The sequence below is a fragment of the Alcaligenes sp. SORT26 genome (assembly GCF_017377875.1).
GTDB classification, from domain to species: domain Bacteria; phylum Pseudomonadota; class Gammaproteobacteria; order Burkholderiales; family Burkholderiaceae_B; genus Alcaligenes; species Alcaligenes parafaecalis.
In genome coordinates this window covers 2327013-2353397 of the sequence record NZ_CP070975.1, presented here as the reverse complement: position 1 = coordinate 2353397, position 26385 = coordinate 2327013, and the positions used below count along the sequence as shown (strand labels likewise).

The window sequence follows — 26385 nt, the reverse complement described above, 5'->3', positions numbered from 1 at the left end:
ATATGGACTATCCGGCAGCGCCCATAGGAATGGGAGATTTCTATCAAGATCACCGTAGCTGGTTGCTGCGGTGGTTGCGTGCGCGCCTGCATTGCAGCTTTACAGCGGAAGATCTGGTTCAGGACACGTTTGTTCGTCTGCTTCTGGCACCGTCCGCTGTTCATCATTTACGTCACCCCCGTGCGTTTCTGGCCACCACGGCCAGACGGCTTCTGATTGATCGCAGCCGACGTCTGGCGGTAGAGCAGGCCTATCTGGATGCCTTGGCGGCCACGCTGGCCGAAGGGGCTCAAGCGCCCTCGGCAGAGCAGTGTGCTCAAACCCTGGAAGCCCTGGCCTTGTTGGCCCAAGCCCTGGACGAGCTACCTGAACGGACGCGCATGGCATTTTTAAGCTGCTATCTGGATGGGGAAACCCAGTCAGTGGTGGCTCAGCGCCTGGGCGTCAGCGAACGCACCGTGCGCAATGATCTGGTGCAGGCCTTGCTCCATATCCAGACCTTGATTCCTGCTTGAGTTTCATGTCCAGTACGGAAATTGAACGACAGGCGGCCCAATGGGTAGTGCTTCTGTCTGACCCCGAACAATTCACCGAGCAGGCCCAGGCCGAGTTCAGAGCCTGGCGTGCCCAGGATCCTCGTCACGAAGCGGCGGCCGCCGGGATGGAAACCGTATTGGGTACGGTGAAAAAACTGGCCGTACAAGCAAATAACGCTCCGGGACGTAGTGCTCTGGATGCAGGCTTGTCGGCACGGCGCAAGCTGCTACGCGATTGGCGTCAGGGCATGATGCTCTCGCTCTGGGCGCTGGCGATTATCTTGCCAATCCTGGCCTTTCTGTTTCCTTGGTCGAATCAGTCCTTGCACACCGCTGCTGGGCAATGGCGCAGCGTGGTGCTGGAAGATGGCTCTCGCCTGGAATTGGCGGGTGCATCGCGGGTAAAAATTCTGTACAGCAAACAGTACCGGGATATTGAGCTGCTGGAAGGGCAGGTTCGTGTGGTGGTCGCCAAACAGCCGGATCGACCCTTGCGGGTATTAAGCAGTCAGGCTGTCTCGCAGGCTCTGGGCACTGAGTTCATTGTGCAAGAGCAGCCGCAAGGCACCTTGCTGACCGTCTTGTCCTCTCGGGTTCTGGCCTATCCACGAGCCCAAGGCCCACAAGCTGCACGCGAGCTGGGGCCAGGGGATCAGGTGCAGATTGATGCGCAAGGTTTGGGTGCGAATCGCCAGACCGATGTAGAGCGTAGCAAGCGTAATTGGGATCAGCGACAACTGGTGCTGGAGCATATGCCGCTGACACAGGCTTTGGAGCAGATCACCCGCCAATACCCCGGCAAAACACAGGTCAATCCACAAGGGATGACAGGTTTGACGGTCAGTGCCGTCTTGCCTGCTGATCAGCCTTTGTCGGCCCTGGCCTTGCTGAAGGATCTGTATCCCGGCTTGCAGGTGCAGAACACGCCGGACGAAATATTGACGATTACTTTCAGGCCTTGATTGCCGCTTTTTTGGGTTCGTGCGTCTTTAACAGATAGACCTTGCCAAAGAAGGAGAGATTTCATGGTCCCGAAGAATGCGCCGCCTTTGGCGCTTGTGAAGACGCCGCTCATGCCTGCTACTTATCGCCGCCTGCTGGGCTTGGCTGTGGTGGGGGCATTGATGCTGAATGTGGCCCCGGTATCGGCCCAGAACACGCAAGCCTATTCTCTGGAGGCCGGTGATCTGGCCAGCCGCTTGAGCCAGTTTGCTCAACAGGCTGGGGTGGCCTTGGTGATGGATTCCTCGCGATTACAGGGCCTGAGCGCGCCGCGCTTGCAAGGCCAGTATTCGGTACAGGAAGGTTTTGCCGCCTTGCTGGCCGGGCAGCCGTTTCAGGTTCAAAGTCGGGATCAGGGCTATGTCTTGATTGCCTTGTCTGATAGCGACACCCTGGCTGATGAGGCGGGTGTGCAATCTTTGTCGCGTATTGAAGTGCGCCGCAATGCACTGGGCGACATTACCGAAGGTTCAGGCACTTATGCTGCCGGTACGATTGCGACGGCAACCCGTTTGCGCTTGACGCCACGCCAGACACCGCAGGCCATCAGTGTGACCACACGCAAGATGATGGACGACTTCAATCTGACCAGCATTGATGATGTGGTGCGCCATACCCCAGGTGTCAGCATCATTACGTACGACAGTGAGCGTACCGCCTACGAGGCACGTGGCTTCGATATCAAGAACTTCCAGTACGACGGCATCCCCACCTTGCGGGATTCGCCATACTCCGCGGGTAACACCCTCAGCGATATGGCCATTTATGATCGTGTCGAGGTCTTGAAAGGGGCCTCTGGCCTGCTGACCGGCAGTGGTAACCCCGGCGCCACGATCAATATGATTCGTAAAAAGCCGACGCAAGAGTTTCAGGGCCATGCCAGTGCGGGTGCAGGCACTTGGGACAACTATCGTGGTGAGGTGGATTTCTCCGGTCCCTTGAACGAGACAGGCTCTATACGTGGCCGTATGGTCGGTGCCTATCAGGACAAGAAAAGCCAGTTGGACCACTACCAGCGCCAGACCTTGGTGTTGTACGGCATTGTAGAAGCCGACCTGACACCGGATACCCGGCTGACCCTGGGGGCGGACTTGCAGGATAACGACCCCAAAGGCTCGACCTGGGGCGGCATCCCGATCTATGACGCGCAAGGCAATTTCAACGATATGGACCGTTCCTTTAATAACGGTACGCGCTGGAGTCGCTGGAACCAGTACACCCGTTCGGCCTTTGCCACGCTGGAGCATGAGTTCGACAGCGGCTGGATGGCGAAGGTGCAGCTTAACCACCTGATCAATGGCTACGACTCCGAACTGGCTTCGGTGGCTGCTGGAAATCCTGATCCTCTGACCGGCAAAGGTACTTCCTTATGGTCCGGGCGCTACGTAGGCAAGACGGTCTCCAATACGGCTGACTTCTATGCGACTGGCCCCTTTGAACTATTTGGGCGTGAGCATGAACTGGTGGTCGGGGGTGGGGTATCACGCCGTCGCTGGACCAATGCGTCTTATGGAGAAAGCAGCAATACCGATGTCCCGAATTACTACGAATGGGATGGCCGCTGGCCGCGCATGAACTGGGAGCATCTGGGCGATGATCGGGAAGTGACACGGGAAAATGGCGTGTACGTCAGCACGCGCCTGAACCTGCGTGATGACTTGAAGCTGCTGCTCGGTACTCGCTACGCCAACTACAACAAGATGGATATGCGTGAGACGGGCGTATGGGTGCCTTACTTTGGGGCCGTGTACGACCTGAACGACAACTTCTCGGTCTATGCCAGCTACACCAACATCTTCCAGCCTCAAGACCTGCGGGACGAAGGCGGCCGTACGCTGGACCCCTTGCGTGGTGACAACTACGAGGTCGGTGTCAAAGGCGAGTTCCTGGGGGGGCGTTTGACGTCGAGCGTGGCTTACTTCCAATTGCGTCAGGATAACTTTGGCAAGGAAACGGGGGGGCGCACACCATCAGGCGGCATTGCCTACGAGGCGACCCAGGGCGTGCGTACGAATGGGGTAGAGCTGGAAGTGGCTGGCCAGTTGACGCCGCAATGGCAGATGCACGCGGGCTATGCCTACAAGCTGTCGCGTCGCGATGGTGAAAAGGTGTCGACCTTATCGCCTGAGCATCAGTTCAATATTTACACCACCTATGATTTCGAGGGTGAGCTGAATGGTCTGACGCTAGGTGGCGGTGCGCGCTGGCAAAGCAAGACCTGGGGCGATGTCAGCCGACCAGGATCGCCGGGCAAGGTGCAGCATACGGTCTCGGGTTACTGGCTGGTGGATGCGATGGCACGTTATCGCTTCAACAAGAATTTGTCGGCCACCTTTACCGTCAATAACTTGTTCGACAAGCGCTATTACTCCATGTTCTCCTGGTACAGCACCTATACCTGGGGCGAGCCGCGCAACATGATGCTGGCGGTGAAATATCAGTTCTAAGCCAGAGCTGACAAGCGTCTAGGACACCTGGGCTCGATAGCGATCCAACTGCTCGCACAGTTCGCGAGTCGCCTCTATCAGCCTGGGGCCAGGGCGGTACAGCGCATCCGGGTTCAGGTTCAGCAAAGCGTGGGGGCTCAGGCCCAGATGCTTTTCCCAGAACAGATGACGGGTGCGCAATTGTGCCGGATCACGGTAGGCCATGATCACGACCTGTGGGCGCTTGTGCAGCACATCTTCCAAGCTGATGGTGGGGGCGACGGCGGCATGATGGGCGTAGATATTCTGCGCCTTGCAGGTGGTCAACACATCCTGAATCAAGGGATCGCGCGCCAGGGTGTACAAAGGCTCGGAGCCGATTTCCAGAAACACGCTGACAGTCTCGCCCAAGCGGCTGTTCTGACGCAGGGCGGCAATCTGATTGTCCAGCAAGGCGGCGATAGGAACGGCCACATCAGCCGTATCCAGGCTGTCTCCTGCCAGACGGATAAAGGCGGGAATATCGTCCAGTTTTTTTGGGGCAGCAAAAATCAGGCTGATATGGGTTTGCTCTAGCTGGCGCTGTAGCTCAGGCCCGATCTGGTTGGACTGCCAGGCCCAGACCTGATCAGGTTTCAGCTCCAGTAGTCGTTCGGGGTTGACGCGCAAGGCGTCCCCAACGCGGGGCAGATCCTTGGCAGCAGGCGGGTAGTCGCTGGAACTGTCCACAGCGATCAAGTGGTCTTGAGCACCGGCAGCAAACAGGATCTCAGTGATGTGAGGGGCCAGACTGATTGCGCGGGCAGGAGCGGTAGTTGGTGTGTACAGCGCCTCTTGGTCTGTTGAGGCTTTTTGTACTTGTTGATCTTGCTGCTTGTTTTGTACTTCTTGAGTGCTTTGTTCTGTGCTTGTCTGTGTCTGTGTCTGTGTCTGTGTTTGTGCCTTGGGCTGTGCTTGAATCTGCGCCTGTGATTGCAGCGGGTCTTGCTCCTGCGCTTGCGTCAGGATGGGCAATCCCGAAAGCAGGACGAACAGGCCAAGTAAAGCCCATAGCCCTAATCCGCTCCAGACAGAGCGCTTCGGGTGTTGGAGACGAAACGTCGCAGGCAAAGAGGGCATCATGCGCCTTTAAGTAAATGGCGCGGCTCTTGAGCAGAACCGCGCCAGAATCAAGCGAAGCTGATTTTACTGCTTACATGCGCCAGGCAAAGTTCAGGAACACGCTGGAGCCTGCGTTGTTGTAACCACGGCTGGCCAGGTTGTAGTCCTTGTCGAGCACATTGTTCCAGCGCAGTTGCGCTTCCAGGCTGGAAGTCAGCGGGTAGCTGGCAGTCAGGTTTAGCAGGCCGTAGCCGCCCAGACGTTGCTCATTCTTTGCGTCTTCATAACGGTGGGAAGCGAACAGGTATTCGGCACCAGTTTTCAGATCACCGAACTTGTGCTCCACGGCCACTTTGTAGTTTTGCTTGGCACGGCGTACCAACTGCTTGTCGGTGTTCCTATCTTTGGGGTCGGTAAAGTCGGCACTAGCAGTCAGCGTGGTGTCGCCCAATTGCTTCATGGCAGTTAGTGTTAGGCCTGTGATACGGGCCCTCTCCGTATTCGTAGTAGTACAGTTAAAGGCAGCGTCGCAGTTATAAGTGTTAATGAAGTCACGAATATTGTTTTGATAAACCACTAGGGCTAATTCAGTCGTGTCGTCTGTATAGCGGATATTGCCTTCGATGTTGCGGGATTTTTCAGGCTTAAGGTTGGGGTTACCAACAAAACTACCATAGTCGCTTGCTTGGTAGGGAGTGTAGAGGTCTGCAAAAGAGGCTGCACGGAAGCCTGTATTGGCGGCCACACCGACCGTCCAATTCGTAGTGAGATCCAAGTCATAGCCCAGTCCACCAGTTACCTTGTGACCAAAGCCGCCAATATTGTCGTTACGGACACTGGCCTGCAGGTGATGTTGATTGATGTCGCCACGGTAGATCAGGGCAAAGGCATTGGTGTTTCGTTTGTCTGCTGTATGAGCGTTGGAGTGGGTCATACGCTCCTCCAGACGTTCAGCTAGCACAGACACTACGTGGCCTTTAGCAACCGTTAGGTCATTTTGCCAACTGTATTGACGTTGTATGGTCGAATAGCGTGAGCTAAACGGATAGTCCACTGTTTCAGCGTGATTGTTAACAGTCTCCTTACCCCAAGACATGTTGAGACGGCTGGACCAAAGCTCGCTTAGCTTGTTTGTGCTGGTTAAACCATAGGCTTGTTGGCGAGCCTGTGTCGTGGGGGTACTGGCTAGTTTCTGGCCGTTGTCGAATTGACCGTCTATATAGTTATTCATGACGGTCAAACCTAGGTGTTGGCCTTTCGCCCATTCGTAACCCACGGAACCACTCAGCCCGTGTTGGGTGTAGCCGTTCTTGTCAGGGTTATAGGTGTATATACCTGCAAGTGGATTAGTAGCATTAAAGCCATCGCTGGTACCGTAGCTGGAGGCCAGGCTGTAGTCCCAACCTTGAGACGCCCCCGAAAAACCGGCGCTGGCTTTGAAGGTGTCTTGCGAACCCACACCAACATTACCCCAGGCACTCAAGGCACGGTCACCGCCACCTTTTTTCGTGATGATGTTGATGACACCACCAATCGCATCCGAGCCATACAGGCTGCTGCCTGCTCCACGCACAATTTCAATGCGCTCGATCAGGGCAGGGTCAATCGCTTGCCAGTTTACCGAACCACTGGTGGGGCTATTGATACGCATGCCGTCAATCATGACGCGGGTATGTTTGGGGTCAGTACCGCGTAAAAAAACGCCGGTTGTAGTCTGCGGACCACCACTGCTGTAAATCTCCACCCCAGGCTGACGCTGCAAAATTTCAGCCACGCTGCTTTGACCCGCTTTCTGCAGGGTCTCCTGATCAATCACCGTTACATCACCTACCACGTTTTTCAGTGGTTGCGCCATGCGGCTAGGGGTAACAACAATTTGATCCAGCTTGGTGACAGAGGCAGTTTGGGCCGTGGCGATGAAAGGCAGGGCGCCCGCCAGGGCGACCATCAAAGGTCTGATGGACAGTAGAGTCATGGAAATTCCTGTGGGATGTGCGTCCCCGCACACCAGTAAGCGAAGCTGCCCCTTGGTGGGGCGGCCATGAATTCAGGGTCGATAAGCAGGCTGGTGTCGGGCTTTGCGCGTAGCAGGTACCGTTGCGGGGGCAGCACGTTTGGCTGTTCGGGTGTGAACAGATCACGTTTCCCATTTGACTTTCCCAGGTCCAACTTGGCGTGGACCGGAAAGCACCTCTTTCCGAGCGGAAAATGTTACATGCCGCGGGGGCAAAGGTTAAGTGTTTAGGGCGGAATTACCGTACAAAGCGCTACAATTGTGGCGTCAATCCACCATTCTCGCGGCTCTTGCTGCCAGATGCCGTCAACGTCCCGTTTCGTGTTACGGAGCTTTTAGTGTCCTATCCTGCCTTGCCTTACCCGATCTCTGCCTACACGCGTGGTGCAGAATTTGCTCGCCGCCTGGGTCAACAGATTTTGATTCTGGACGGTGCGATGGGCACCATGATTCAACGCTACAAGCTGGGTGAGGCCGACTTCCGGGGCGAGCGTTTTGCGGATCATCACAAAGATGTGAAGGGCAATAACGAATTGCTGTCGCTGGTGCGCCCGGACATCATTCGGGAAATTCACGAGAAGTACCTGGCTGCTGGGGCCGACGTCATCAGTACCAATACCTTTGGTGCAACGGATATTGCCCAGGGCGATTACGATTTGCAGGGCATCAGCTATGACCTGAATCTGGCCTCGGCCCAACTGGCCTGTCAGGCGCGCGATGCCTTCAGCACACCTGAATGGCCGCGCTTTGTGGCCGGTGCCTTGGGCCCACAGCCTAAAACAGCCTCTATTTCTCCAGATGTGAACGACCCGGCTGCCCGTAACGTCACCTTTGAGCAGTTGCGCGTGGCGTATACCGAGCAGGTACATGCTTTGCTGGACGGTGGCGTGGATGTGCTGCTGATCGAAACCGTTTTCGATACCTTGAACGCCAAAGCGGCCGTGTTTGCCTTGGAGTCGGTGTTTGATGAACGGGGCGAGCGTGTTCCCGTCATGGTGTCGGGTACGGTGACGGACGCCTCTGGCCGTATCTTGTCTGGCCAGACTGTGGAGGCCTTCTGGAACTCCATGCGTCATGCCCGCCCAATCACGATTGGTCTGAACTGTGCCCTGGGTGCCGCCTTGATGCGCCCATACGTGGCCGAGCTGTCCAAGATTTGCGACACCTATGTGTGTGTCTACCCCAACGCAGGTTTGCCCAACCCGATGGCGGAAACCGGCTTTGATGAAACGCCTGCCGACACCTCCAGCCTGCTGCAGGAATTTACCCAGGCGGGTTTGGTGAATATGGTGGGCGGCTGTTGCGGAACGACGCCTGAACACATTGCGGCTATTGCCGAGCTGTGCCGCAAACTGCCAGCCCGTGTCGTACCCGAGATTCCAGTTAAAACCCGCCTCTCGGGTTTGGAACCCTTGAATATCGACGAAGACACCTTGTTTGTGAACGTGGGCGAACGTACCAACGTCACCGGCAGCAAGGCGTTTTTGCGCTTGATTCAGCAGGAAAATTACGAGGAAGCCTTGTCGGTTGCCCGCCAGCAAGTAGAAAACGGCGCGCAGATTATCGACATCAATATGGACGAGGGCATGCTGGACTCAGCCGCCTGTATGCATCGTTTCCTGAACCTGATCGCTTCCGAGCCGGACATTGCCCGTGTGCCCATCATGATCGACAGCTCCAAGTGGGATGTGATCGAAACGGGTCTGCGCTGTGTGCAGGGCAAGGCAATTGTGAACTCCATTTCCATGAAGGAAGGCGTTGAGCCCTTCCTGGAACACGCGCGCCTGTGCCGTAAATACGGGGCGGCCGTAGTCGTAATGGCTTTTGACCAGCAAGGTCAGGCCGATAGCTACGAACGCCGGGTGGAGATTTGCGAACGCGCCTACCGCCTGCTGGTAGACGAAGTCGGCTTCCCGCCTGAAGACATTATTTTCGACCCCAACGTCTTTGCGGTCGCAACCGGCATGGACGAGCACGCTAATTACGGTCTGGACTTTATCCGTGGAGCAGGCTGGATTCACAAGAATCTGCCCCATGCCCGCTTGTCTGGCGGTATTTCCAACGTCAGCTTCTCCTTCCGTGGCAACGAAGCCATGCGCGAGGCCATTCACACCGTCTTCCTGTACTACGCCATTCAGGAAGGCCTGACGATGGGTATCGTGAATGCGGGCCAGTTGGGTGTGTACGCCGATATCGAGCCGCGTTTGCGCGATCTGATTGAAGACGTGATCCTGAACCGGGCCGAGCCTAAAGGTAAAACCGATCCGGCAGACGAGCGCACCCCCACCGAGCGCCTGGTTGAAATGGCCGAAAGCGTGAAAGGCTCGGGTGCCAAGAAAGAAGAAGACTTGAGCTGGCGTGAAACGACTGTTGAGCAGCGCCTGATTCACTCCTTGGTACACGGCATTACCAGCTTCATCGTGGAAGATACCGAAGAAGTCCGGCAGAAAATTGATGCCCAGGGCGGACGTCCCATCAGCGTGATTGAAGGTCCCTTGATGGACGGCATGAACGTGGTGGGAGACCTCTTCGGTCAGGGCAAGATGTTTCTGCCACAGGTCGTGAAATCTGCCCGCGTGATGAAACAGGCCGTGGCCCACTTGATTCCCTTCATTGAAGAAGAAAAGCGCCAGATTGAAGCGGCTGGTGGTGATGTGCGCTCCAAGGGGCGCATGGTGATTGCCACCGTGAAAGGCGACGTCCACGACATCGGCAAGAACATTGTGTCCGTGGTTATGCAGTGTAATAACTTTGAAGTGGTCAATATGGGCGTGATGGTGCCTTGTGCCGAGATTCTGGCCAAGGCTAAAGAGGTGGACGCCGATATCGTAGGTTTGTCAGGCCTGATCACCCCTAGCCTGGAAGAAATGGCCTATGTGGCCTCGGAAATGCAGCGCGATCCTTACTTCCGCGAACGCAATATCCCCTTGATGATTGGTGGTGCCACTACCAGCCGCGTGCATACCGCCGTAAAAATTGCCCCGCACTACGAGGGCCCGGTAATCTACACGCCTGATGCCAGCCGCTGTGTCGGTGTAGCAACCCAATTGGTGTCGGATAACGTGGAAGATTTTCTGGCCGAGGTACGCGAGGAATACGAGCAGGTGCGTCAGCGCCATGCCAATCGCAAAGCCACACCGCTGATCTCTCTGGAAAAAGCACGCGAAGACAAACCCGTCATCGACTGGTCTACTTACGTGCCGCCGCGCCCCAAGTTCATTGGCCGTCGTACCTTCAAGAATTACGACCTGGCGGATATTGCCCAGTTCATCGACTGGACGCCGTTCTTCCAGACCTGGAGCCTGTTTGGCAAGTACCCGGCCATTCTGGAAGACAAGGTGGTGGGGGAGCAGGCCAAGACATTGTTTGCCGAAGGGCAGGCCATGTTGAAAAAAGTCATTGAAGGCCGCTGGTTGACGGCAAATGGCGTGATTGCTTTCTACCCCGCCAATACCGTCAACGGCGAAGATATCGAAGTTTACTCAGACGAATCGCGCAGCGAAGTGCTGTTCACCTGGCGAAATCTGCGCCAGCAAGGCGTCAAGCGTGAAGGCGTGGACAGCAAGTGTCTGGCCGACTACATCGCCCCTAAAGAAAGCGGCGTGGCGGATTACATCGGTATGTTTGCCGTCACCGGTGGGATCGGCGTAGACAAACTGTCCGAGCGTTTCCAGGCCGCTGGTGACGATTACTCCGACCTGATGATCAAAGCACTGGGCGACCGTTTTGCAGAAGGCTTTGCAGAATGTCTGCATGCTCGCGTGCGCACGGACTTGTGGGGCTACGTGACGGACGAACGTCTGTCCAACGAAGAACTGATTGACGAGAAATACCAGGGCATTCGCCCCGCACCCGGCTACCCGGCCTGCCCGGAGCACGTAGTCAAACACGAAATGTTCCGTGTCTTGCAGTGTGAGGATATTGATATGTTCATCACCGACAGTTACGCCATGATTCCGGCTTCCAGCGTCTCGGGTTTCTACTTCAGCCACCCGCAGTCCAAGTACTTCAACGTGGGCAATATCGGCGAGGATCAATTGCAAGACTACATCCAGCGTAGTGGCCGTACAGAAGAAGACGTACGCCGTACCTTGTCGGGCGTTCTGGGCTGATATGGGAACGACGGGGCAGACAGGGGCTAATCCGGGAGGCGCCGAGAGCGCATCCCAAACCCGGCGTCAGGCTTTGGGCCGTTTCTTGCGCCATGCGCGGGAACGTATCCGACCTGTGGACCTGGGGTTGGCCCCCGGCGTGCGCCGTCGCACGCCGGGTCTGCGTCGCGAAGAAGTCGCTCAGTTGTGCGACATCAGCACCACCTGGTACACCTGGATCGAGCAGGGCCGCGATGTGACCGTGTCGCCCACCGTATGCGCTCGTCTGGCTACCGTTCTGAAGCTGGCCCGTGCCGAGCGCCACTACCTGTTTGAACTGGCAGATTGCGCTGATCCCGAACATTGGCAAGGCGATATCCAACCCTTGCCGCAAGGCTTGAGCGCCTGCGTGGATAGCATTCTGGCACCTGCCTATATTCTGGATCGTAGCTGGAACGTCTTGGCCCGCAACGAAGCTTTGCTCAGCCTGTTCGATGGCTGGCCGGACCGCAGCGAGCAGCCCAATTTATTACGCTATATCTTTCTGGACCCCGCCGCGCGTGAGCTGGTGGTGGACTGGGAACAGCGCGCCAGCCGCGTCGTGGCCGAGTTCCGCGCCGATGTAGGCGCACACGCGGACGAAGCTGATGTACAGGCCTTGATCCAGGAGTTGGCGCATCAAAGCCAGGTATTCGCTTTCTGGTGGGGACGCCAGACCGTGGTGGAACGGGAAGGGGGCTTGCGGGATTTCCGACACCCCAAAGAAGGTGTCCGGCGTTTTCAACAGTTTACTTTTCGTCTGGCGATACGGCCCGATTGCAAGCTGGTCATGCTGTTGAATGATCAAATACCACCATTGGAGTAGTGATCTAAGGTGGCGTATCAGGATCGTTGAGAGTCCTGGCACTGGTTTAGCCGAAGAAAACAGCCTGTTTGACAGGCTGTCTCCCTCACTCTGGCTTAACCGTTAACTTTTTTTGCTTTGCGAGGTGCTTGCTGCAAAGCTTCACCGTCTGTAGCGGATAGACGCGCGAAGGACAGGCTCGATATCGCCGTAATCGCACCCAAGATCAGAAAAGCCCAGATCGTATCTTGCGTTGCCACGCTAGTCGCGCCACGCAGGGACATGCTGACATTCAAGGTCACCGCTGCACATGCCACGCCCAGACTGATAGCCAGTTGCTGCGCCATGGCGGCGAAACTGCTGGCCTGGCTCATGGCTTCAGACTCCAGGTCGGCATAGGTCAGGGTATTGACGGCGGTGAACTGCAGGGAGCGGAAAAAGCCGCCTGCGGTTAGCACGGCGATCATCAGCCACATAGGAGTGGTCGCCTGGAACATGGCGCACAGGGCGATGAACAAGCCCGTCAGCCAGGCGTTGACGATCAGGACTTTGCGAAAACCGTAGCGCCGGATGATGGGGGGAGCCACCAGCTTCATGCCCAGAGCACCAATCGCGCCGGTAAAGGTGATCAGACCCGCCGATAGGGCGCTCATGCCAAAGTTGGTTTGCAGCATGATCGCTAACAGGAATGGCGCGGCCCCGAGCGAGAAGCGGCACAGATTGCCACCCAGCACGGAAATGGCAAAGGTTTTGGTACGTAGCAAGGACAAATCAATAATGGGATAGGCTACTTGCCGTGCATGCCAGATGTACCATGCTCCGGCGACCAGACCCGCCAGGGTCAGCCAGCCCAGGGTGGCCCAGCTAATGGTGCCGTGACCTACGTTCTCGAAGCTTGTTACCAATGTGGCCAGACAAATAGCACTTAATAGGAAGCCCAGCCAGTCCAGTGGCGGTCGCTCGGTGGGGTAGTCCTCGCGTATATAGCGCAGCACCAGGGCGATGCCCAGTATCCCTACGGGGATATTGATCAGGAAAATCCAGTGCCAGCTCGCGTACGTGACTAAAAAACCACCCACGGGCGGGCCGATGATGGGGCCTAACAAGGCGGGCAAGGTTAGTACTGCCATGGCGCTTAAAAGCTGATCTTTAGGCACGCGCCGCAGTAAGATAATGCGTCCCACCGGCACCATCATGGCCCCCGCCATGCCTTGTATCACGCGGGAAATGACCAGTTGGGGTAGGGTCTGGGACAGGGCACATGCAACAGAACTGGCGGTAAAGAGTAGAATGGCGGCCAGGAACACCTTGCGCGCGCCAAAGCGGTCTGCAGCCCATCCACTGATAGGAACGAATACAGCCACGGCCAGCAGGTAGCTGGTAATGATGGTATTCATGCGTATGACGCTGGTATCCAGCGACAAGGCCATCGTGGGCAGGGCAGTGGCGACAACCGTAGAGTCCAGCATCTGCATGAATAATGCACATCCCACGATGTAGGGAATGATGCGGATAGCTCGACGCTCTTGAGGGGACATGGTCGCCGGTTTGGCGGCTTCGGTCTGTTCAGATGCCATGCGGCGAACTCTCTGGTGTGCGGTGCAGTAAACTCAAACTTTTCTGTTATCCAATTTATTTTAGGCGTACAGGTATTATGGCAAAGAATTTCGAATCCGAAATTACCCAGTTTCTTAAACAGTATAAAGATCAGAATGCGGATACCGAAGCACGGCAGCGTGAAGGCCGCTATCGTCTGTGGGACAAGCAGATTGATCAGGAACTGCAAGACGGTTACAAGGCTGCTCGCACACCTCAGAAACCTTACGTGTACTACGAAAACAACTAAATCTGTACACCTGCGCCTGTGACTGAGATCGCACAGCAGACTGTTGTGGATACGCCAGCTCCTCAGCCCGAGGATGTGCTGGCGCGTCTTTATGGCGAGCCACTGTTTGCGATTCCTCAGGATCTGTATATCCCGCCCGATGCGCTGGAAATTTTTCTGGATGCCTTTGAGGGGCCGCTGGATTTATTGCTGTATTTGATTCGCAAGCAGAACTTCAACGTGCTGGATATTCCGATGGCTCAGGTCACCGGGCAATATCTGGCGTACGTGGAGCAGATACGCGCCAGCAATCTGGAATTGGCGGGCGAGTATCTCTTGATGGCTGCTTTGCTGATCGAGATTAAATCCCGCATGTTGCTGCCGGTGCGACGCGCGGATACGGGCGAAGAGGTTGATGATCCGCGTGCGGAGCTGGTGCGTCGTCTGCTGGAGTACGAGCGCATGAAGGAAGGCGCGCGTCGTCTGGACGAGCTGCCTTTGATGGGGCGTGATTATTTGCTGGCCAATGCCCAAGCAGAATTGGTCATTGAAGCGATTCCGCCGGAAGTCAATGCGGATGATTTGCGCGAGGCCTGGCTGGGTATCTTGAAGCGCGCCAAGCTCAATGCCAGTCACAAGATCACGCGCGAGCAGCTATCTGTGCGCGATCACATGAGCCAGATTCTGCGACGTTTGCAGCATGTGCGCTTCATGGAGTTTACCGAGTTGTTTAATGAACGCCTGGATCAGGGTGATCCGGCGGCGGTGCTTGTCGTGCATTTTCTGGCCATGCTGGAATTAGCACGAGAGTCACTGCTTGAAATCACGCAGGCCGAGCCCTACGCTCCTATTTATTTACGCCTGACGTATATTCGAGCACAGGCCGATGGGCCTGATCTTATTCCGTAGCGGAGAATTTTTTGAAAGTCGTCCATAACATCCAAGAACTGCGCGATCAGCTCCAGGGCCAGACACGCGTGGCATTTGTACCAACCATGGGGAACTTGCATCGAGCCCACCTGGACTTGATGAAGCTGGCTCGTCAGCATGGCGATCCGGTGGTGGCCAGTATTTTTGTGAATCGTCTGCAGTTTGGTCCTAACGAAGATTTTGATCGTTACCCACGTACCTTGCAGGACGATGCGGCAAAGATGGAGCAGGAGCGTGATGTGTATGTCTTGTTTGCTCCTTCGGAGCGCGAGATGTACCCGGAGCCACAAAGTTTCCGTGTCAGCCCACCTGATCACTTGGGTCGTATTCTGGAAGGCCACTTCCGTCCCGACTTTTTTGAGGGTGTGTGTACGGTCGTGCTGAAGCTGTTTTCCTGTGTGCAGCCACGTGTGGCGGTGTTCGGGAAGAAGGACTATCAGCAGTTGATGGTGGTGCGTCAGATGGTGCGCCAGTTCCAGTTGCCGGTGGAAATTCTGGCTCACGAGACGGTGAGGGAAGAGGATGGTTTGGCCATGTCTTCGCGTAATCGCTATTTGAGCCCAGAGGAACGGGCCCAGGCTCCGCAGATTTATTACGCGCTGCAAGAGATGAATGAGCGCTTGCAGCAGGGGCAGAGCCGCGAGGAGATCGAGGCCTACGCGACCAAGAAGATGACGGATCTGGGTTGGAAAGTTGACTACATGGCCTTGCGTCGTCAGTCGGATTTGCTGGAACCGACAGAAGAGCAAATTGCAGCCGGTGAGCCTTTGGTGGCGTTGGCCGCAGCCAAGTTGGGCGCGACACGCTTGATCGACAATCTGGAAATGGTCAAAGCCTGATTTCTTGTGTTGTTTGGTGAGAAAAGCACAGTTTTTACTGTGCTTTTTTTATACCTACAGGGGGAGCTTTGTAAGTCTGCGTCTGTTTTGCTGGTTGTTAGTAGTAGCGACCTTGCGCTTATTCATGCCATGGATGCACTCAGTACGACGCCACTCTGGCACGCGGCTCAGGGGGGCGGCTGACTACTTGCCGGTGCTGCGCACCGGTGCCCTTGGCGAGAGCTAGCTCCGGGCGCATCCTGAACTCACCCGGTACTTGGTCCCCCGGACCAAGTACAAGCGTCGGGTTCAAACAGCAGGATGCTTGCACCCCTGCGCTAGCTCTCGCCCGCGGCAAGTAGTCTGAATCGCCGTCCCCCTGAGCCGCGCGCCAGAGTGGCTCATAGCCGGAGATTGCTCGCTTTGTTGGCAGTTTATGGGTGGGGTTTTGTGTTCGTGCCTGCCCGCTAGGTGATTTTGACCTAGGTGATTGATGTATTTTGAGTGGGTGATAAAAGACTGGTTTGGCCTGTGCTTATCGCCAATTTGTCGGCTGAAATGGCTGTTTTCCGGCGCATTGAAATTCTCGTCCCTATATTAGTCCCGTGACAAAAACATCCCGTATAAGTTAACAGTCGCGGTGGCCGCGCCTAAAATGACAAACTCTGTCTATGGTTAACTTTTCACATCGCAGGCGGCCTGTTCGCCTGGCACAGATATACGAGACTGACATGGTATTGAATGGTCACCTTCCTGCTGCCGTGCTGTTTGAAAGTTTGACGCCGCGCGAGCGCGACGTGCTCTCTTATATCGCCATTGGCAAGGCGAATAAGGTTATTGCGGCTGAATTGGAGATTTCCCAGCGCACGGTGGAGGCGCATCGGGCACGCGTTTTTCAGAAGTTACGCGTGCGCAATGCAGTTGAATTGACTCGCTTTGTGTTCAGCGAGCCGGACTTGCGGGATGTGCTCCCGCCCAGTCTGGTGGGCGGGTTGGCGGTGCCTTAGCTTAGCGGCAGGCTGGAGTGGCCTGGCCGTCCAGTTCGCTGACCGGATCAATGTCGGCTTGGCGGGTCAGATGGCTTTCCAGGGTAGGACGCTGCTGATTAAAGGTGTTGATGCGCAAGACGTTGTTGTTCACAAAGCTCAGGTCTGCCAGTGTGGAGTCGTTGTTGGCGAGCAGGGCGATGCGGGTAGGCTGTGTGCCGATGGGTACCCAGCAACCGCTCATGCGATGCTCTTCGCCAGCAGCCACCGGGGTGGCACGCAAGCGCCATTGACCGGCGGGAGCCAGGGTCACGCTGATTTTGTAGGGCTCACATGCGCCGCCTTGAGGTGGGCAGGACAGGGTGCCCAGAAAGGTTTTGGGTTCGGCCAGTTCGGGGACGCTGCGGTCAGCCTGGGCGGCAGGCTGTTCTACGCGAGCCGGGGTGATGGCGTGCAGGCCTTCCTGGTTACCAAAGCCCAGGTTGATTTGCGAGGGGGCACGGGTAGTACCGCTGCCTTGTGCCTGGCGCAGGGCGTCTTTCTGTGTGGAGTCACGACCCTCGTTGGGGGCGGTCTGGACGGGTGCTTGTGCACATGCAGCCAGCAAAACAACTGACAGCAAGGTCAGGGAACGCAGAGGGGAAATCTTGGTGAAAGACATGGCGGGCTTCCGTAGACGGGTTGATAGCTGAATTCTACGCTAGACCAGGGGCAGCAGGACAGTATCAGGTCTATCCCAGGGTAGGAGGATTGGCGCGGGTACGTTACAGTTTTGTTTTTTATCCGTGGATTGCGCATGCTGACGATTGGGCTGACCGGTGGAATAGGATCGGGCAAGAGCAAAGTGGCCGATTTTTTCGCCTCGTGGGGGGCGGCCGTGGTGGACACGGATGTGATCGCGCATGAGCTGACGGCTCCGGGTGGCCTGGCTATTGCTCCGATTCGCGAGGCGTTTGGTGCGGAGGCGCTGGCCGCGGATGGTTCGATGGACCGGGACTGGATGCGTGCCTGTGTATTTGCAGACCCCAAGGCCCGCCATCGCCTGGAAGCGATCATTCATCCCCTGATTTGGAACGTAACAAAAGCACAGACCTTGAAAGCGCAAGGATGTTATCTTGTTGTGGTTGTACCCTTGCTGGTGGAATCAGGACGATGGCGCGACCGTGTAGACCGGATTTGCGTTGTGGATTGTGATGAAGCGACCCAGATTGCGCGTGTTCAGCAACGCAGCGGGCTGGCAGTGGCCACAATTGAACGTATCATGGCGGCACAGGCGCAACGTCAGCAGCGCTTGGCCGTGGCCGATGATGTTGTTCTGAATGATGGACAGACTACTTTGCCCTTGTTGCAAGAGCGGGCGTGGGCCGTGCACCAGAACTGGTGTGCCCTGACTGCCTGACAGCGCGATGTGTCTGACCCCCCAGTCGACAAATAAAGGTTTTTAAACGCGTGACTCTATACGAATACCCCTGCAATGAGCGTGTCCGGGCTTTACTGAGAGTCGAATACTTGTTCGATAGGCTGTTTCATTTTTCGGCCAACCAGGATGCGTACTCGCATCAGATCGCTGTCGCGACCTTGTTTGATTTGCTGGACATTGCGGATCGAACCGATTTACGTTCTGCCGTCCTGCAAGATCTGGAGCGCCAGCGCGTGGCGCTGGCTGCGCTGCGTGAACACCCCGGTGTCCAGTTAGAGGCGCTGGACAAGATGATTGAGCAAATTGTGCGTGCTGCCGCCGACCTGTCGGCTCAAGGGCGGGTAGGGCAGGGCTTGCGCGACAATGAATGGCTGACCAGCTTGCGAGGCAGGGTGGCGGTGCCTGGCGGTACGTCCCAGGTGGATATGCCCTCGTATTATTCATGGCAGCAGCGCTCTGACACCGACCGCGTGCAGGATTTGCGCCGTTGGTCCGAATCCTTCTTGCCCTTGTATCAAGGCCTGGCCCTGATTTTGCGTTTGCTGCGCCAGTCCGGTGACTCGGCCGATCAAGTGGCCCGTGACGGTTCCTATCAAGAAATGCTGGCAGGCAAGACCTTCCAGTTGCTGCGTGTCTGGGTGGATGCCGGTGCGTGTATCTATCCGGAAATGAGCGCTAACCGGTATGTGATCTGGATACGCTTTGTGCAGCAAGACAATCAATTGAAACCGCAGGCCGTTACCGTGGATATCCCCTTTCGGCTGGCTCGTTGCAACTTCGGCTGAAAACGCTGTTCATATACGGTTCAGACAGTCGCTTTTATACTTGCCGTGCCAGCTTGGTCTAGCGTGAGTAGCTGTTTTGTGAGTGCTTAAACGCTTCTTTAGACCGGGCGCAGAGACAATCAAGTTTTAGCCGGGGAGTTTTCATGTCGGAGTTGAACGCAGGCAGGGGTCGGCGGTCCCGATCTTTCTATGTCTGGGTGATGGTAGGTCTGCTGATTACAGCAGGTCTCGTTTATTACGCCCTGTCTTCCCCCTCGCCCACTGCTAGTCCCATGCGTGGGCCACGCGGCATGATGGGGGCGACAAAAGTCCCGGTTCAGGTGGTCACGGTGCAAACCGGTTTGATCGATCAGACGGTCAATGCCATTGCCACGGTTAAACCTTTGCAGACGGTCGCGATTCGCGGTCAAGTCGATGGCGTGCTCGAGCGCATCCATTTCAAGGACGGTCAGCGCGTCAAGGCGGGCGATTTATTGGCCGAGATTGATCCACGTACCTATCAGGTGCAACTGGATCAGGCCCGTGGACAACTGGCGCAGAATCAGGCCCAACTGAAAGGGGCGCAGCAGGAACTGGCGCGCCACCGCGTGCTGTTCCAGCAGAACTCGATTGCTCGCCAGGCCTTGGAAACCAAGGAAACAGCGGTTCAGCAATTGCAGGCACAGATCAAGGCCAGTCAAGCTGAAGTCGCCCGTACGCAGGTGCAACTGGATCGTACGCGCATCACGGCCCCTTTGGATGGTCGCCTGGGCTTGCGCAAACTGGACCAGGGTAATCTGGTGTCAGCCGGGAATACGGATGGGATTGTCACTATTACCCAGATCGACCCTATTGGTGTGGAGTTTTCTCTGCCGCAGAACCAGTTAAGCAGTTTGCTGGAGGCCATGAAGCAAAACGAGTCGCCTTTGCGAGTGTCCTTGATTGATAGCAAAGGCCTGCTCTTGTCGGACAAAGGCCGCTTGCAGGCGCTGGATAACCAGATTGACCTCAATACCGGCACCTTGAAGGTGAAGGCCGAGTTTGATAACGCTGATGAAACCTTGTTTGCCAATCAGTTTGTGAATTCCCGTGTGTTCCTGGGGCAGGAAAATGGTTTGCTGATTCCATCGCATGCCGTGCAACGCGGTTCGGTCGGGACCTATGTGTACACCCTGGATACCGAGGACAAAGTTCATATTCAGGTCGTTGAGCTGGGTACGGCGACCCTGGAATCCACGCTGATTAAAACCGGCCTGAAAGAGGGCGATCGTGTGGTGGTCGAAGGCACAGACCGTTTGCGTGAAGGCTCGGAGGTCGAGGTGATGCAGTTGGATGGCAAGGCCAAGGAAACGCCTGCCCAAGCTGATACGCCCGCCAAACCAGAGCTAGGCAAACGCACGGGTGAGGGCCGCCGTCCACGTCCTGCAAGCGAGTAAGCCGTGAGCATGTCGCGTCTTTTTATTCTGCGCCCGGTAGCTACCACCTTGGCGATGGTGGCCTTGCTGGTGTCCGGCTTGCTGGCCTATCGCATGTTGCCTGTGGCCGCTTTGCCGCAGGTGGACTATCCCACTATCCAGGTGGTCACCTTGTACCCGGGGGCCAGCCCGGATGTGGTGGCAGCCCTGATTACCTCACCCCTGGAGAGGCGCTTCGGCAGTATGTCGGGCCTGTCGCAGATGATCTCGTCCAGCTCGGGCGGGGCATCGCGCATTACTTTGCAGTTTGATTTGGGTCTGTCGCTGGATGTGGCCGAGCAAGAGGTGCAGGCGGCGATTAATGCAGCCTCCAATATGCTGCCCAATGATTTGCCTGCACCGCCTATTTATAACAAGGTCAATCCGGCCGATACCCCTGTCATTTCCCTGGCGGTGACCTCGCCCAATATGCCCTTGCACGAGGTGCGCGACCTGATTGATGTGCGGGTGGCACAGAAGCTCTCGCAGGTTACCGGTGTGGGTCTGGTCAGTATTGCGGGTGGGCAGGAACCGGCCATGCGTATTCAGGCCAATCCCAATGCGCTGGCGGTGCGCAATCTGACCTTGAGCCATCTGCGGCAAGCCGTGGTGGCGGCCAACGTGAATCAGCCCAAAGGGAATCTGGATGGCCCTCAACGCTCCACCAGCATTGGTGCCAACGAGCAGTTAAAAACAGTACAAGACTACGAAAACCTGATCGTCAGCTACAAAGACGGTGCCGCTGTACGCCTGGGCGAATTGGCCAAAGTGGTACGTGATGCGCAGGACGTACGTCAGGCGGCCTGGATGGGCACGGTCCCCGCGATTTTGCTGAATATTCAACGTCAGCCCGGAGCCAACGTCATCGATGTGGTGGACCAGATTCACAGCTTGCTGCCCGAGATTCGCCGTTCCTTGCCGGTAGGTGTGGATGTGGAAGTGGCTACCGACCGTACCCAGACCATTCGGGATTCGGTGGACCATGTGCAAAAGGAAATGATGCTGGCGATTGTGCTGGTGGTGCTGGTGACCTTCGTGTTCCTGCGCACCTGGACAGCGACACTGATTCCCAGCATCGTGGTGCCTATTTCCCTGATCGCAACCTTTGCCATCATGCTGATGTGGGGCTTCAGCATTAATAATCTGACCTTGATGGCCTTGACGGTTGCCACCGGCTTTGTGGTCGATGATGCGATTGTGATGATCGAAAACATCGCTCGCTATATTGAAAAAGGCGAAACCGCTATGCAAGCCGCCTTGAAGGGCGCTGCGCAGATTGGTTTTACGCTCTTGTCGCTGACCATTTCCCTGATCGCGGTACTGATCCCGCTCTTGTTCATGAGCGATGTGATCGGCCGTCTGTTCCGTGAGTTTGCCATTACCTTGGCCGTGGCCATCTTGCTGTCCCTGTTCATCTCCCTGACGCTGACACCCATGATGTGCGCGCGTATGCTCAAGCCCGAAGACGAGCGTCAGTATGGTCGCTTCACCACGTGGTTGGGCGCTCAGATGGACCGACTTATTGCGGCTTACGATCGCGGTCTGGTTGTCGTGCTACGGCACCAGACCTTGACCTTGTGGGTGGCCCTGGGCACCGTCGCCTTGACGGGTCTGCTGTATATCGTCGTCCCCAAAGGTTTCTTCCCTCAACAGGACACTGGCCTGATTCAAGCCATTACCCAAGGGCCGCAAACGGCCTCGTTCCGGGCGATGGGGCAGTTGCAGCAGCAGGCTGTTGCCATTGTGCTGGAGGACCCGGATGTGGAAGCAGTCACCTCTTTTATTGGGGTCGATGGCACCAATGCCACCTTGAATAATGGCCGTCTGCAAATTGCCCTGAAGCCCATCGGCTCGGGCCGAGCGGGTGCCAATGAGATCATGAGCAGGCTGGATGAGCGCCTGAAAGATATTCCCGGTTTGTCGGTGTACCAGCAGTCCATTCAGGAACTGACGGTGGACGACCAGATCAGCCGCAATGTGTACCAGATGGCCTTGTCGGATCCGGAAACAGAAGTGCTGAAGACCTGGATGCCGCGCTGGCTGGATGCCGTCAATGCCTTGCCGCAGATTAAAGATGCCTCCATGAGCTTGCAAAACGATGGTTTGCAAGTGCTGCTGGATATTGACCGTGACGCGGCTGCCCGTGTGGGGGTGACCAAAGCCAATATTGATGATGCCTTGTACGACGCTTTCGGGCAGCGTTTGATCTCCACGATTTATACGCAGTCTGCTCAATACCGGGTCGTGCTGGAAGTGCAGGATGCGTATCGCCAAGGCCCACAGGATCTGGAAAACATCCATGTGATGACGACGGCTGGTACGCCCGTCCCCATTACCTCCCTGGCGCGTGTGCAACTGGTGCCGACAACGCTATCGGTAGAGCGGTTGGGGCAGTTCCCGTCGGTCAATGTGTCTTTTGACCTGGCTGATAGGTATTCCTTGTCCGATGCGATTGAAGCCATTGAAACCGTGCCTGATGAGATCGGTATGCCCTCTTCGGTGGATACCCGCTACTTGGGTGCCGCCAAGGCCTTTCATGCTTCCTTGTCCAGCACACTGTGGTTGATGTTGGCTGCGGTGCTGACCATGTACATCGTGCTGGGCATTTTGTACGAAAGCTATATTCACCCCATCACGATTCTGTCCACTTTGCCTTCTGCTGCTATTGGTGCGTTGTTGGCTTTGCTGCTGGCGGGACGAGATCTGGATATGGTCGGGGTCATCGGGATCATTCTGTTGATCGGTATCGTGAAAAAGAACGCCATCATGATGATCGACTTCGCATTGGAGGCGCAGCGGGAGCAGGGTGCCAGCCCTCAAGAGGCGATTCATCAAGCGGCCTTGCTACGTTTCCGTCCCATCCTGATGACGACCCTGGCGGCCTTGTTCAGTGCGATTCCATTGATGCTGGCTACCGGCTCTGGTGCCGAGTTGCGTCAACCCTTGGGCCTGGTCATGGTGGGTGGTCTGCTGGCCAGCCAGGTGCTGACGCTATTTACGACTCCGGTGATCTATCTGTTCTTTGATCGCTTTACCCGTCGTAGCGCTAAGTCGGTGCACAAACCGTCATGAAACGCTTGCTAGGGCTGTTTATTTTCCGGCCAGTGGGCTCCAGTCTGCTGGCACTGGCGATGGTTCTGGTGGGCGCATTGGCCTTGCGACTCTTGCCTGTGGCGTCTTTGCCGGAAATGGATTTTCCGGTGATTGCGATCTCGGCCAATTTGCCCGGTGCCAGCCCTGAAACCATGGCTTCCAGTGTGGCAACGCCGCTGGAACAGGCTTTAGGCTCTATCGCGGGTGTGTCCGAGATGAGCTCTCGCAGTAGCGAGGGCTCCGCCCAGATCATGCTGGTCTTTGAACTGGATCGGGATATTGAGGGGGCTGCACGTGATGTGCAGGCCGCTATCAATCAGGCCCGGCCCATGTTGCCGTCCGGCATGTCCAGTGTGCCGACTTACGAGAAAGTTAACCCTTCGTCCATGCCCATCATGGTGCTGGCATTGACCTCGCAGACAGCGAACAAAGCTCAGCTTTTTGATATGGCCAGTGGCATTGTGCAGCAGAAGCTGGCTCAGATTCCGGGTGTGGGTTCGGTCGATGTGGGCGGAGGCTCCTTGCCTGCGGTCCGGGTAGGTTTGAACCCCAAAGCCTTGGCATCGGCCGGAATCGCGCTGGATGATGTGCGCGCGGTCATCAATAACGCGAACAGCCTGCGACCTAACGGCTACTTGGAAAGCGATCAGGGTCAGTGGCAGATCAATTCCGGCAAGCAATACAATCAGGCCCGTTTTTTTGATCCTCTGGTCCTGAAAAATCAGGATGGGCAGATTATCCGTTTGGGTGATGTAGCCACGGTCGAGGACTCGGTCGAGAACATTCATAGCCTGGGTTATTGGAATAATCAGGAAGCGGTTCTGTTGATTGTGCGGCGTCAGGCCGGTGCCAATATTATCGAGACCGTGAACACCATTCGCGAGCGCTTGCCCAATATTGAAGAAATGCTGCCTAGCCAGGCGCAGTTGACGGTGGCACAGGATCGCACCCCCAGTATTCGGGCCACGCTGGAAGAGGCCCAGCTCACCCTGATTATTGCAGTGGCACTGGTGGTGCTGGTGGTCTTGTTATTCCTGCGAAACTGGCGCGCAGCCTTGATTCCAGCCATTGCGGTGCCTGCTTCCCTGATCAGCACCTTTGCCTTCATGCATTTGTTTGGCTTTACGCTGAACACCATTTCCTTGATGGCCTTGATTGTGGCGACCGGCTTTGTGGTCGATGACGCCATCGTGGTGCTGGAAAGCATTATGCGTTACCTGGAAAAAGGCTTGTCCCCCATGAGGGCTGCCTTGCGAGGAACGCGCGAGGTGGGCTTTACGGTCACGGCCATGAGTTTGTCGCTGGTCGCGGTGTTCATCCCCTTGTGGTTGATTGGGGGGCTGGCCGGACGCTTGTTCATGGAGTTCGCCGTCACCTTGTGTACGGCCGTGCTGGTGTCGCTGGTGATCTCTTTGATGTTGACTCCCATGATGTCGGCACGCTTGCTGCGTTCGGGGCCGCAAGAGCATGAATCGAATCATCCTGTCAGCCGTTTCCTGGGCTGGATAGGCAGTGTTAGCTGGCGGGGCTATCGTCGCTCCTTGCAATGGGCGCTGAAGCATCATCGTCTGATGCTGTTCTCCCTGTTCGCTACCATTGGCCTGAATGTGTATCTCTACACCGTGGTGCCCAAGGGCTTGTTTCCGCAGCAGGACACTGGCCAGTTAATGGGCTTTTTCCGGGTCGACAGGGGTACTTCCTTTCAGTCCATGGTGCCCAAGCTGGAATACTTCCGTTCCATTCTGAATCAGGACCCGGATATTCGTTCGGTGGCCGTGTTTGCCGGTGGTCGTAGTGGCAGTACCTCGTCCTTTATTCTGGTTGAACTCAAGCCTATGGATGAGCGCAAGGCCAGTACCACGGATATCGTGAACCGCCTGCGTGATCCTTTATCGACGACACCGGGCGCACGCATGTTCATGGTGCCGCAGCAGGATATCCCAGTGGGTAGCGGGGGCGGTGGGCGTAGTGGCTCTTACGACTATTCCTTGCTGGGTAGCGATCTGGAGTTGCTGAAAACCTGGCTGCCCAAGGTACAGCAGGCGATGGCTGAATTGCCGGAGCTGGTAGACGTGGACACAGGCACCGACGACAAGGCCGGTTTGGTGCAGTTGGAGATTGATCGTGATATGGCGACTCGCCTGGGCATTGATATGTCTATGGTGGCGGGCACCTTGAACAACTCCTTCTCCCAGCGCCAGGTTTCCACGATTTTTGGCCGCTTGAACCAGTATTACGTGGTCATGGAGGTAGAGCCGCGCTTTGCCCAGGACCTGGAGTCCCTGAAGGAAATTGAAGTAGTTGCCAAGGACGGCACCCGAGTGCCCTTGTCCGCTTTTACCCGTTTCACGACTGGCACGGCCCCGCGCAGTATTAATCATATGGGCTTGTTAGTGGCCGAGTCGGTGTCTTTTGGCCTGGCTGAAGGTGTCACCCTTAGCGAAGCGACGGCAGCGATTGAGCAGGCTATGGCACGTATTCAACTGCCTACCCGCGAGATTCAGGCCGGGTTTGAAGGCAATACCGCGCAGATGCTCGATGCCCTGGCCAAGCAGCCCATGATGTTCCTGGCCGCTTTGGTGGCCTTGTATATCGTGCTGGGGATGCTGTACGAGAGCTATATGCACCCGCTCACCATTCTGTCGACCTTGCCCTCTGCCGGGATTGGGGCTTTGCTGGCCCTGATGATGACCAGTGGCGAGTTCAACCTGATTGCCATGATCGGGGTGTTCTTGCTGATTGGTATCGTCAAGAAAAACGCCATCATGATGGTGGACTACGCTTTGCAGATGGAGCGTGAGCGCGGCATGGATTCGCGTGAGGCCATCTACGAGGCTTGCCTGGTGCGTTTCCGTCCCATCATGATGACGACCTTGTCTGCCATCTTCGGGGCTATTCCTTTGATTATGGCGTCCGGGCCCGGCGTGGAAATGCGCCAGCCCTTGGGGGTCACCATTGTGGGTGGTTTGGTGCTCAGTCAAATCCTGACCTTGTACACCACGCCCGTGGTTTATCTTTATCTGGATCGTTTGCGACACCGCTTCATGCGCCGCAAGAACCAGACAAACTTGAATACATAAG

18 protein-coding genes and 1 riboswitch are annotated in these 26385 nt (G+C 56.4%); of the genes, 14 read left to right on the top strand and 4 right to left on the bottom strand.

Annotation, left to right across the window (positions count from 1 at the left end):
• Positions 1-29: 29 nt before the first annotated feature.
• The 3 genes from JYG33_RS10830 to JYG33_RS10820 all read left to right on the top strand — a co-directional run bounded on the left by JYG33_RS10830 (position 30) and on the right by JYG33_RS10820 (position 3985).
• The gene (locus JYG33_RS10830) at positions 30-515 is read left to right on the top strand and encodes a sigma-70 family RNA polymerase sigma factor (RefSeq protein WP_243430150.1); all 486 of its coding nucleotides are present in this window, start codon (positions 30-32) and stop codon (positions 513-515) included.
• A gap of 5 nt (positions 516-520) precedes the next feature.
• Positions 521-1498 (top strand): FecR domain-containing protein, encoded by a 978-nt coding sequence (locus JYG33_RS10825; protein WP_207872269.1) that lies wholly within the window; start codon positions 521-523, stop codon positions 1496-1498.
• Between the two features lie 63 nt (positions 1499-1561).
• On the top strand, positions 1562-3985 hold the full coding sequence (locus JYG33_RS10820) for a TonB-dependent receptor (protein ID WP_243430149.1): 2424 nt from the start codon (positions 1562-1564) through the stop codon (positions 3983-3985).
• 18 nt (positions 3986-4003) lie between these two features.
• On the opposite strand, the gene JYG33_RS10815 is transcribed toward JYG33_RS10820, so the two are convergent.
• Together JYG33_RS10815 and JYG33_RS10810 are read right to left on the bottom strand one after the other, a co-directional pair.
• Positions 4004-5086: an ABC transporter substrate-binding protein gene (locus tag JYG33_RS10815; protein ID WP_243430148.1), complete on the bottom strand. Its 1083-nt coding sequence runs from the start codon at positions 5084-5086 to the stop codon at positions 4004-4006.
• A gap of 70 nt (positions 5087-5156) precedes the next feature.
• Complete coding sequence (locus JYG33_RS10810) at positions 5157-7040, bottom strand: TonB-dependent receptor (protein WP_207872268.1); 1884 nt, start codon at positions 7038-7040, stop codon at positions 5157-5159.
• Positions 7041-7110: 70 nt separating this feature from the next.
• Positions 7111-7275, bottom strand: a riboswitch (cobalamin riboswitch).
• A 142-nt stretch (positions 7276-7417) separates the two neighbouring features.
• Between JYG33_RS10810 and metH the strand changes: the two genes are divergently transcribed.
• Positions 7418-11191, top strand: a complete 3774-nt coding sequence (gene metH / locus JYG33_RS10805; RefSeq protein WP_207872267.1) for a methionine synthase — start codon at positions 7418-7420, stop codon at positions 11189-11191.
• Between the two features lies 1 nt (position 11192).
• Positions 11193-12035: a helix-turn-helix transcriptional regulator gene (locus JYG33_RS10800; RefSeq protein WP_207872266.1), complete on the top strand. Its 843-nt coding sequence runs from the start codon at positions 11193-11195 to the stop codon at positions 12033-12035.
• Positions 12036-12130: 95 nt separating this feature from the next.
• On the opposite strand, the gene JYG33_RS10795 is transcribed toward JYG33_RS10800, so the two are convergent.
• Positions 12131-13591 carry a DHA2 family efflux MFS transporter permease subunit gene (locus tag JYG33_RS10795; protein WP_243430147.1) on the bottom strand — a complete coding sequence of 487 codons (1461 nt, stop codon included), beginning with the start codon at positions 13589-13591 and terminating at the stop codon, positions 12131-12133.
• Between the two features lie 77 nt (positions 13592-13668).
• Between JYG33_RS10795 and JYG33_RS10790 the strand changes: the two genes are divergently transcribed.
• The 4 genes from JYG33_RS10790 to JYG33_RS10775 all read left to right on the top strand — a co-directional run bounded on the left by JYG33_RS10790 (position 13669) and on the right by JYG33_RS10775 (position 16594).
• Complete coding sequence (locus JYG33_RS10790) at positions 13669-13860, top strand: DUF3460 family protein (RefSeq protein ID WP_042486589.1); 192 nt, start codon at positions 13669-13671, stop codon at positions 13858-13860.
• Positions 13861-13905: 45 nt separating this feature from the next.
• Positions 13906-14748, top strand: a complete 843-nt coding sequence (locus JYG33_RS10785) for a ScpA family protein (RefSeq protein ID WP_207872265.1) — start codon at positions 13906-13908, stop codon at positions 14746-14748.
• Between the two features lie 11 nt (positions 14749-14759).
• Positions 14760-15608, top strand: coding sequence for a pantoate--beta-alanine ligase (gene panC, locus JYG33_RS10780; protein WP_207872264.1), 849 nt, complete (start codon positions 14760-14762; stop codon positions 15606-15608).
• A 710-nt stretch (positions 15609-16318) separates the two neighbouring features.
• Positions 16319-16594, top strand: a complete 276-nt coding sequence (locus JYG33_RS10775; RefSeq protein WP_207872263.1) for a LuxR family transcriptional regulator — start codon at positions 16319-16321, stop codon at positions 16592-16594.
• Between the two features lies 1 nt (position 16595).
• Here JYG33_RS10775 and JYG33_RS10770 read toward each other — a convergent pair whose 3' ends face one another.
• Entirely contained in the window at positions 16596-17234 is a 639-nt protein-coding gene (locus JYG33_RS10770; RefSeq protein ID WP_207872262.1) for a hypothetical protein, read from the bottom strand.
• A gap of 135 nt (positions 17235-17369) precedes the next feature.
• On the opposite strand from JYG33_RS10770, the gene coaE reads away from it, so the two are divergent.
• The 5 genes from coaE (at position 17370) to JYG33_RS10745 (ending at position 26384) form a co-directional block, all read left to right on the top strand.
• Positions 17370-17972, top strand: a complete 603-nt coding sequence (coaE, locus tag JYG33_RS10765) for a dephospho-CoA kinase (protein ID WP_207872261.1) — start codon at positions 17370-17372, stop codon at positions 17970-17972.
• A gap of 50 nt (positions 17973-18022) precedes the next feature.
• Complete coding sequence (gene zapD / locus JYG33_RS10760; protein ID WP_207872260.1) at positions 18023-18778, top strand: cell division protein ZapD; 756 nt, start codon at positions 18023-18025, stop codon at positions 18776-18778.
• Between the two features lie 143 nt (positions 18779-18921).
• The gene (locus JYG33_RS10755) at positions 18922-20193 is read left to right on the top strand and encodes an efflux RND transporter periplasmic adaptor subunit (RefSeq protein WP_207872259.1); all 1272 of its coding nucleotides are present in this window, start codon (positions 18922-18924) and stop codon (positions 20191-20193) included.
• A gap of 3 nt (positions 20194-20196) precedes the next feature.
• Positions 20197-23283 (top strand): multidrug efflux RND transporter permease subunit, encoded by a 3087-nt coding sequence (locus tag JYG33_RS10750; RefSeq protein WP_279382239.1) that lies wholly within the window; start codon positions 20197-20199, stop codon positions 23281-23283.
• Positions 23280-26384 (top strand): efflux RND transporter permease subunit, encoded by a 3105-nt coding sequence (locus JYG33_RS10745; RefSeq protein ID WP_207872257.1) that lies wholly within the window; start codon positions 23280-23282, stop codon positions 26382-26384. The genes JYG33_RS10750 and JYG33_RS10745 overlap by 4 nt, the downstream gene beginning before the upstream one ends.
• The last annotated feature ends 1 nt before the right edge of the window (position 26385 follow it).

Bases quoted from the DNA above. Each gene is read 5' to 3' on its own strand.
- JYG33_RS10825 (WP_207872269.1), top strand. From the start codon at position 521: ATGTCCAGTACGGAAATTGAACGACAGGCGGCCCAATGGGTAGTGCTT.
- JYG33_RS10775 (WP_207872263.1), top strand. From the start codon at position 16,319: ATGGTATTGAATGGTCACCTTCCTGCTGCCGTGCTGTTTGAAAGTTTG.
- JYG33_RS10830 (WP_243430150.1), top strand. From the start codon at position 30: ATGGGAGATTTCTATCAAGATCACCGTAGCTGGTTGCTGCGGTGGTTG.
- JYG33_RS10755 (WP_207872259.1), top strand. From the start codon at position 18,922: ATGTCGGAGTTGAACGCAGGCAGGGGTCGGCGGTCCCGATCTTTCTAT.
- JYG33_RS10745 (WP_207872257.1), top strand. From the start codon at position 23,280: ATGAAACGCTTGCTAGGGCTGTTTATTTTCCGGCCAGTGGGCTCCAGT.
- JYG33_RS10770 (WP_207872262.1), bottom strand. From the start codon at position 17,234: ATGTCTTTCACCAAGATTTCCCCTCTGCGTTCCCTGACCTTGCTGTCA.
- JYG33_RS10795 (WP_243430147.1), bottom strand. From the start codon at position 13,591: ATGGCATCTGAACAGACCGAAGCCGCCAAACCGGCGACCATGTCCCCT.
- JYG33_RS10800 (WP_207872266.1), top strand. From the start codon at position 11,193: ATGGGAACGACGGGGCAGACAGGGGCTAATCCGGGAGGCGCCGAGAGC.
- JYG33_RS10790 (WP_042486589.1), top strand. From the start codon at position 13,669: ATGGCAAAGAATTTCGAATCCGAAATTACCCAGTTTCTTAAACAGTAT.
- JYG33_RS10815 (WP_243430148.1), bottom strand. From the start codon at position 5,086: ATGATGCCCTCTTTGCCTGCGACGTTTCGTCTCCAACACCCGAAGCGC.
- JYG33_RS10820 (WP_243430149.1), top strand. From the start codon at position 1,562: ATGGTCCCGAAGAATGCGCCGCCTTTGGCGCTTGTGAAGACGCCGCTC.
- coaE (WP_207872261.1), top strand. From the start codon at position 17,370: ATGCTGACGATTGGGCTGACCGGTGGAATAGGATCGGGCAAGAGCAAA.
- JYG33_RS10810 (WP_207872268.1), bottom strand. From the start codon at position 7,040: ATGACTCTACTGTCCATCAGACCTTTGATGGTCGCCCTGGCGGGCGCC.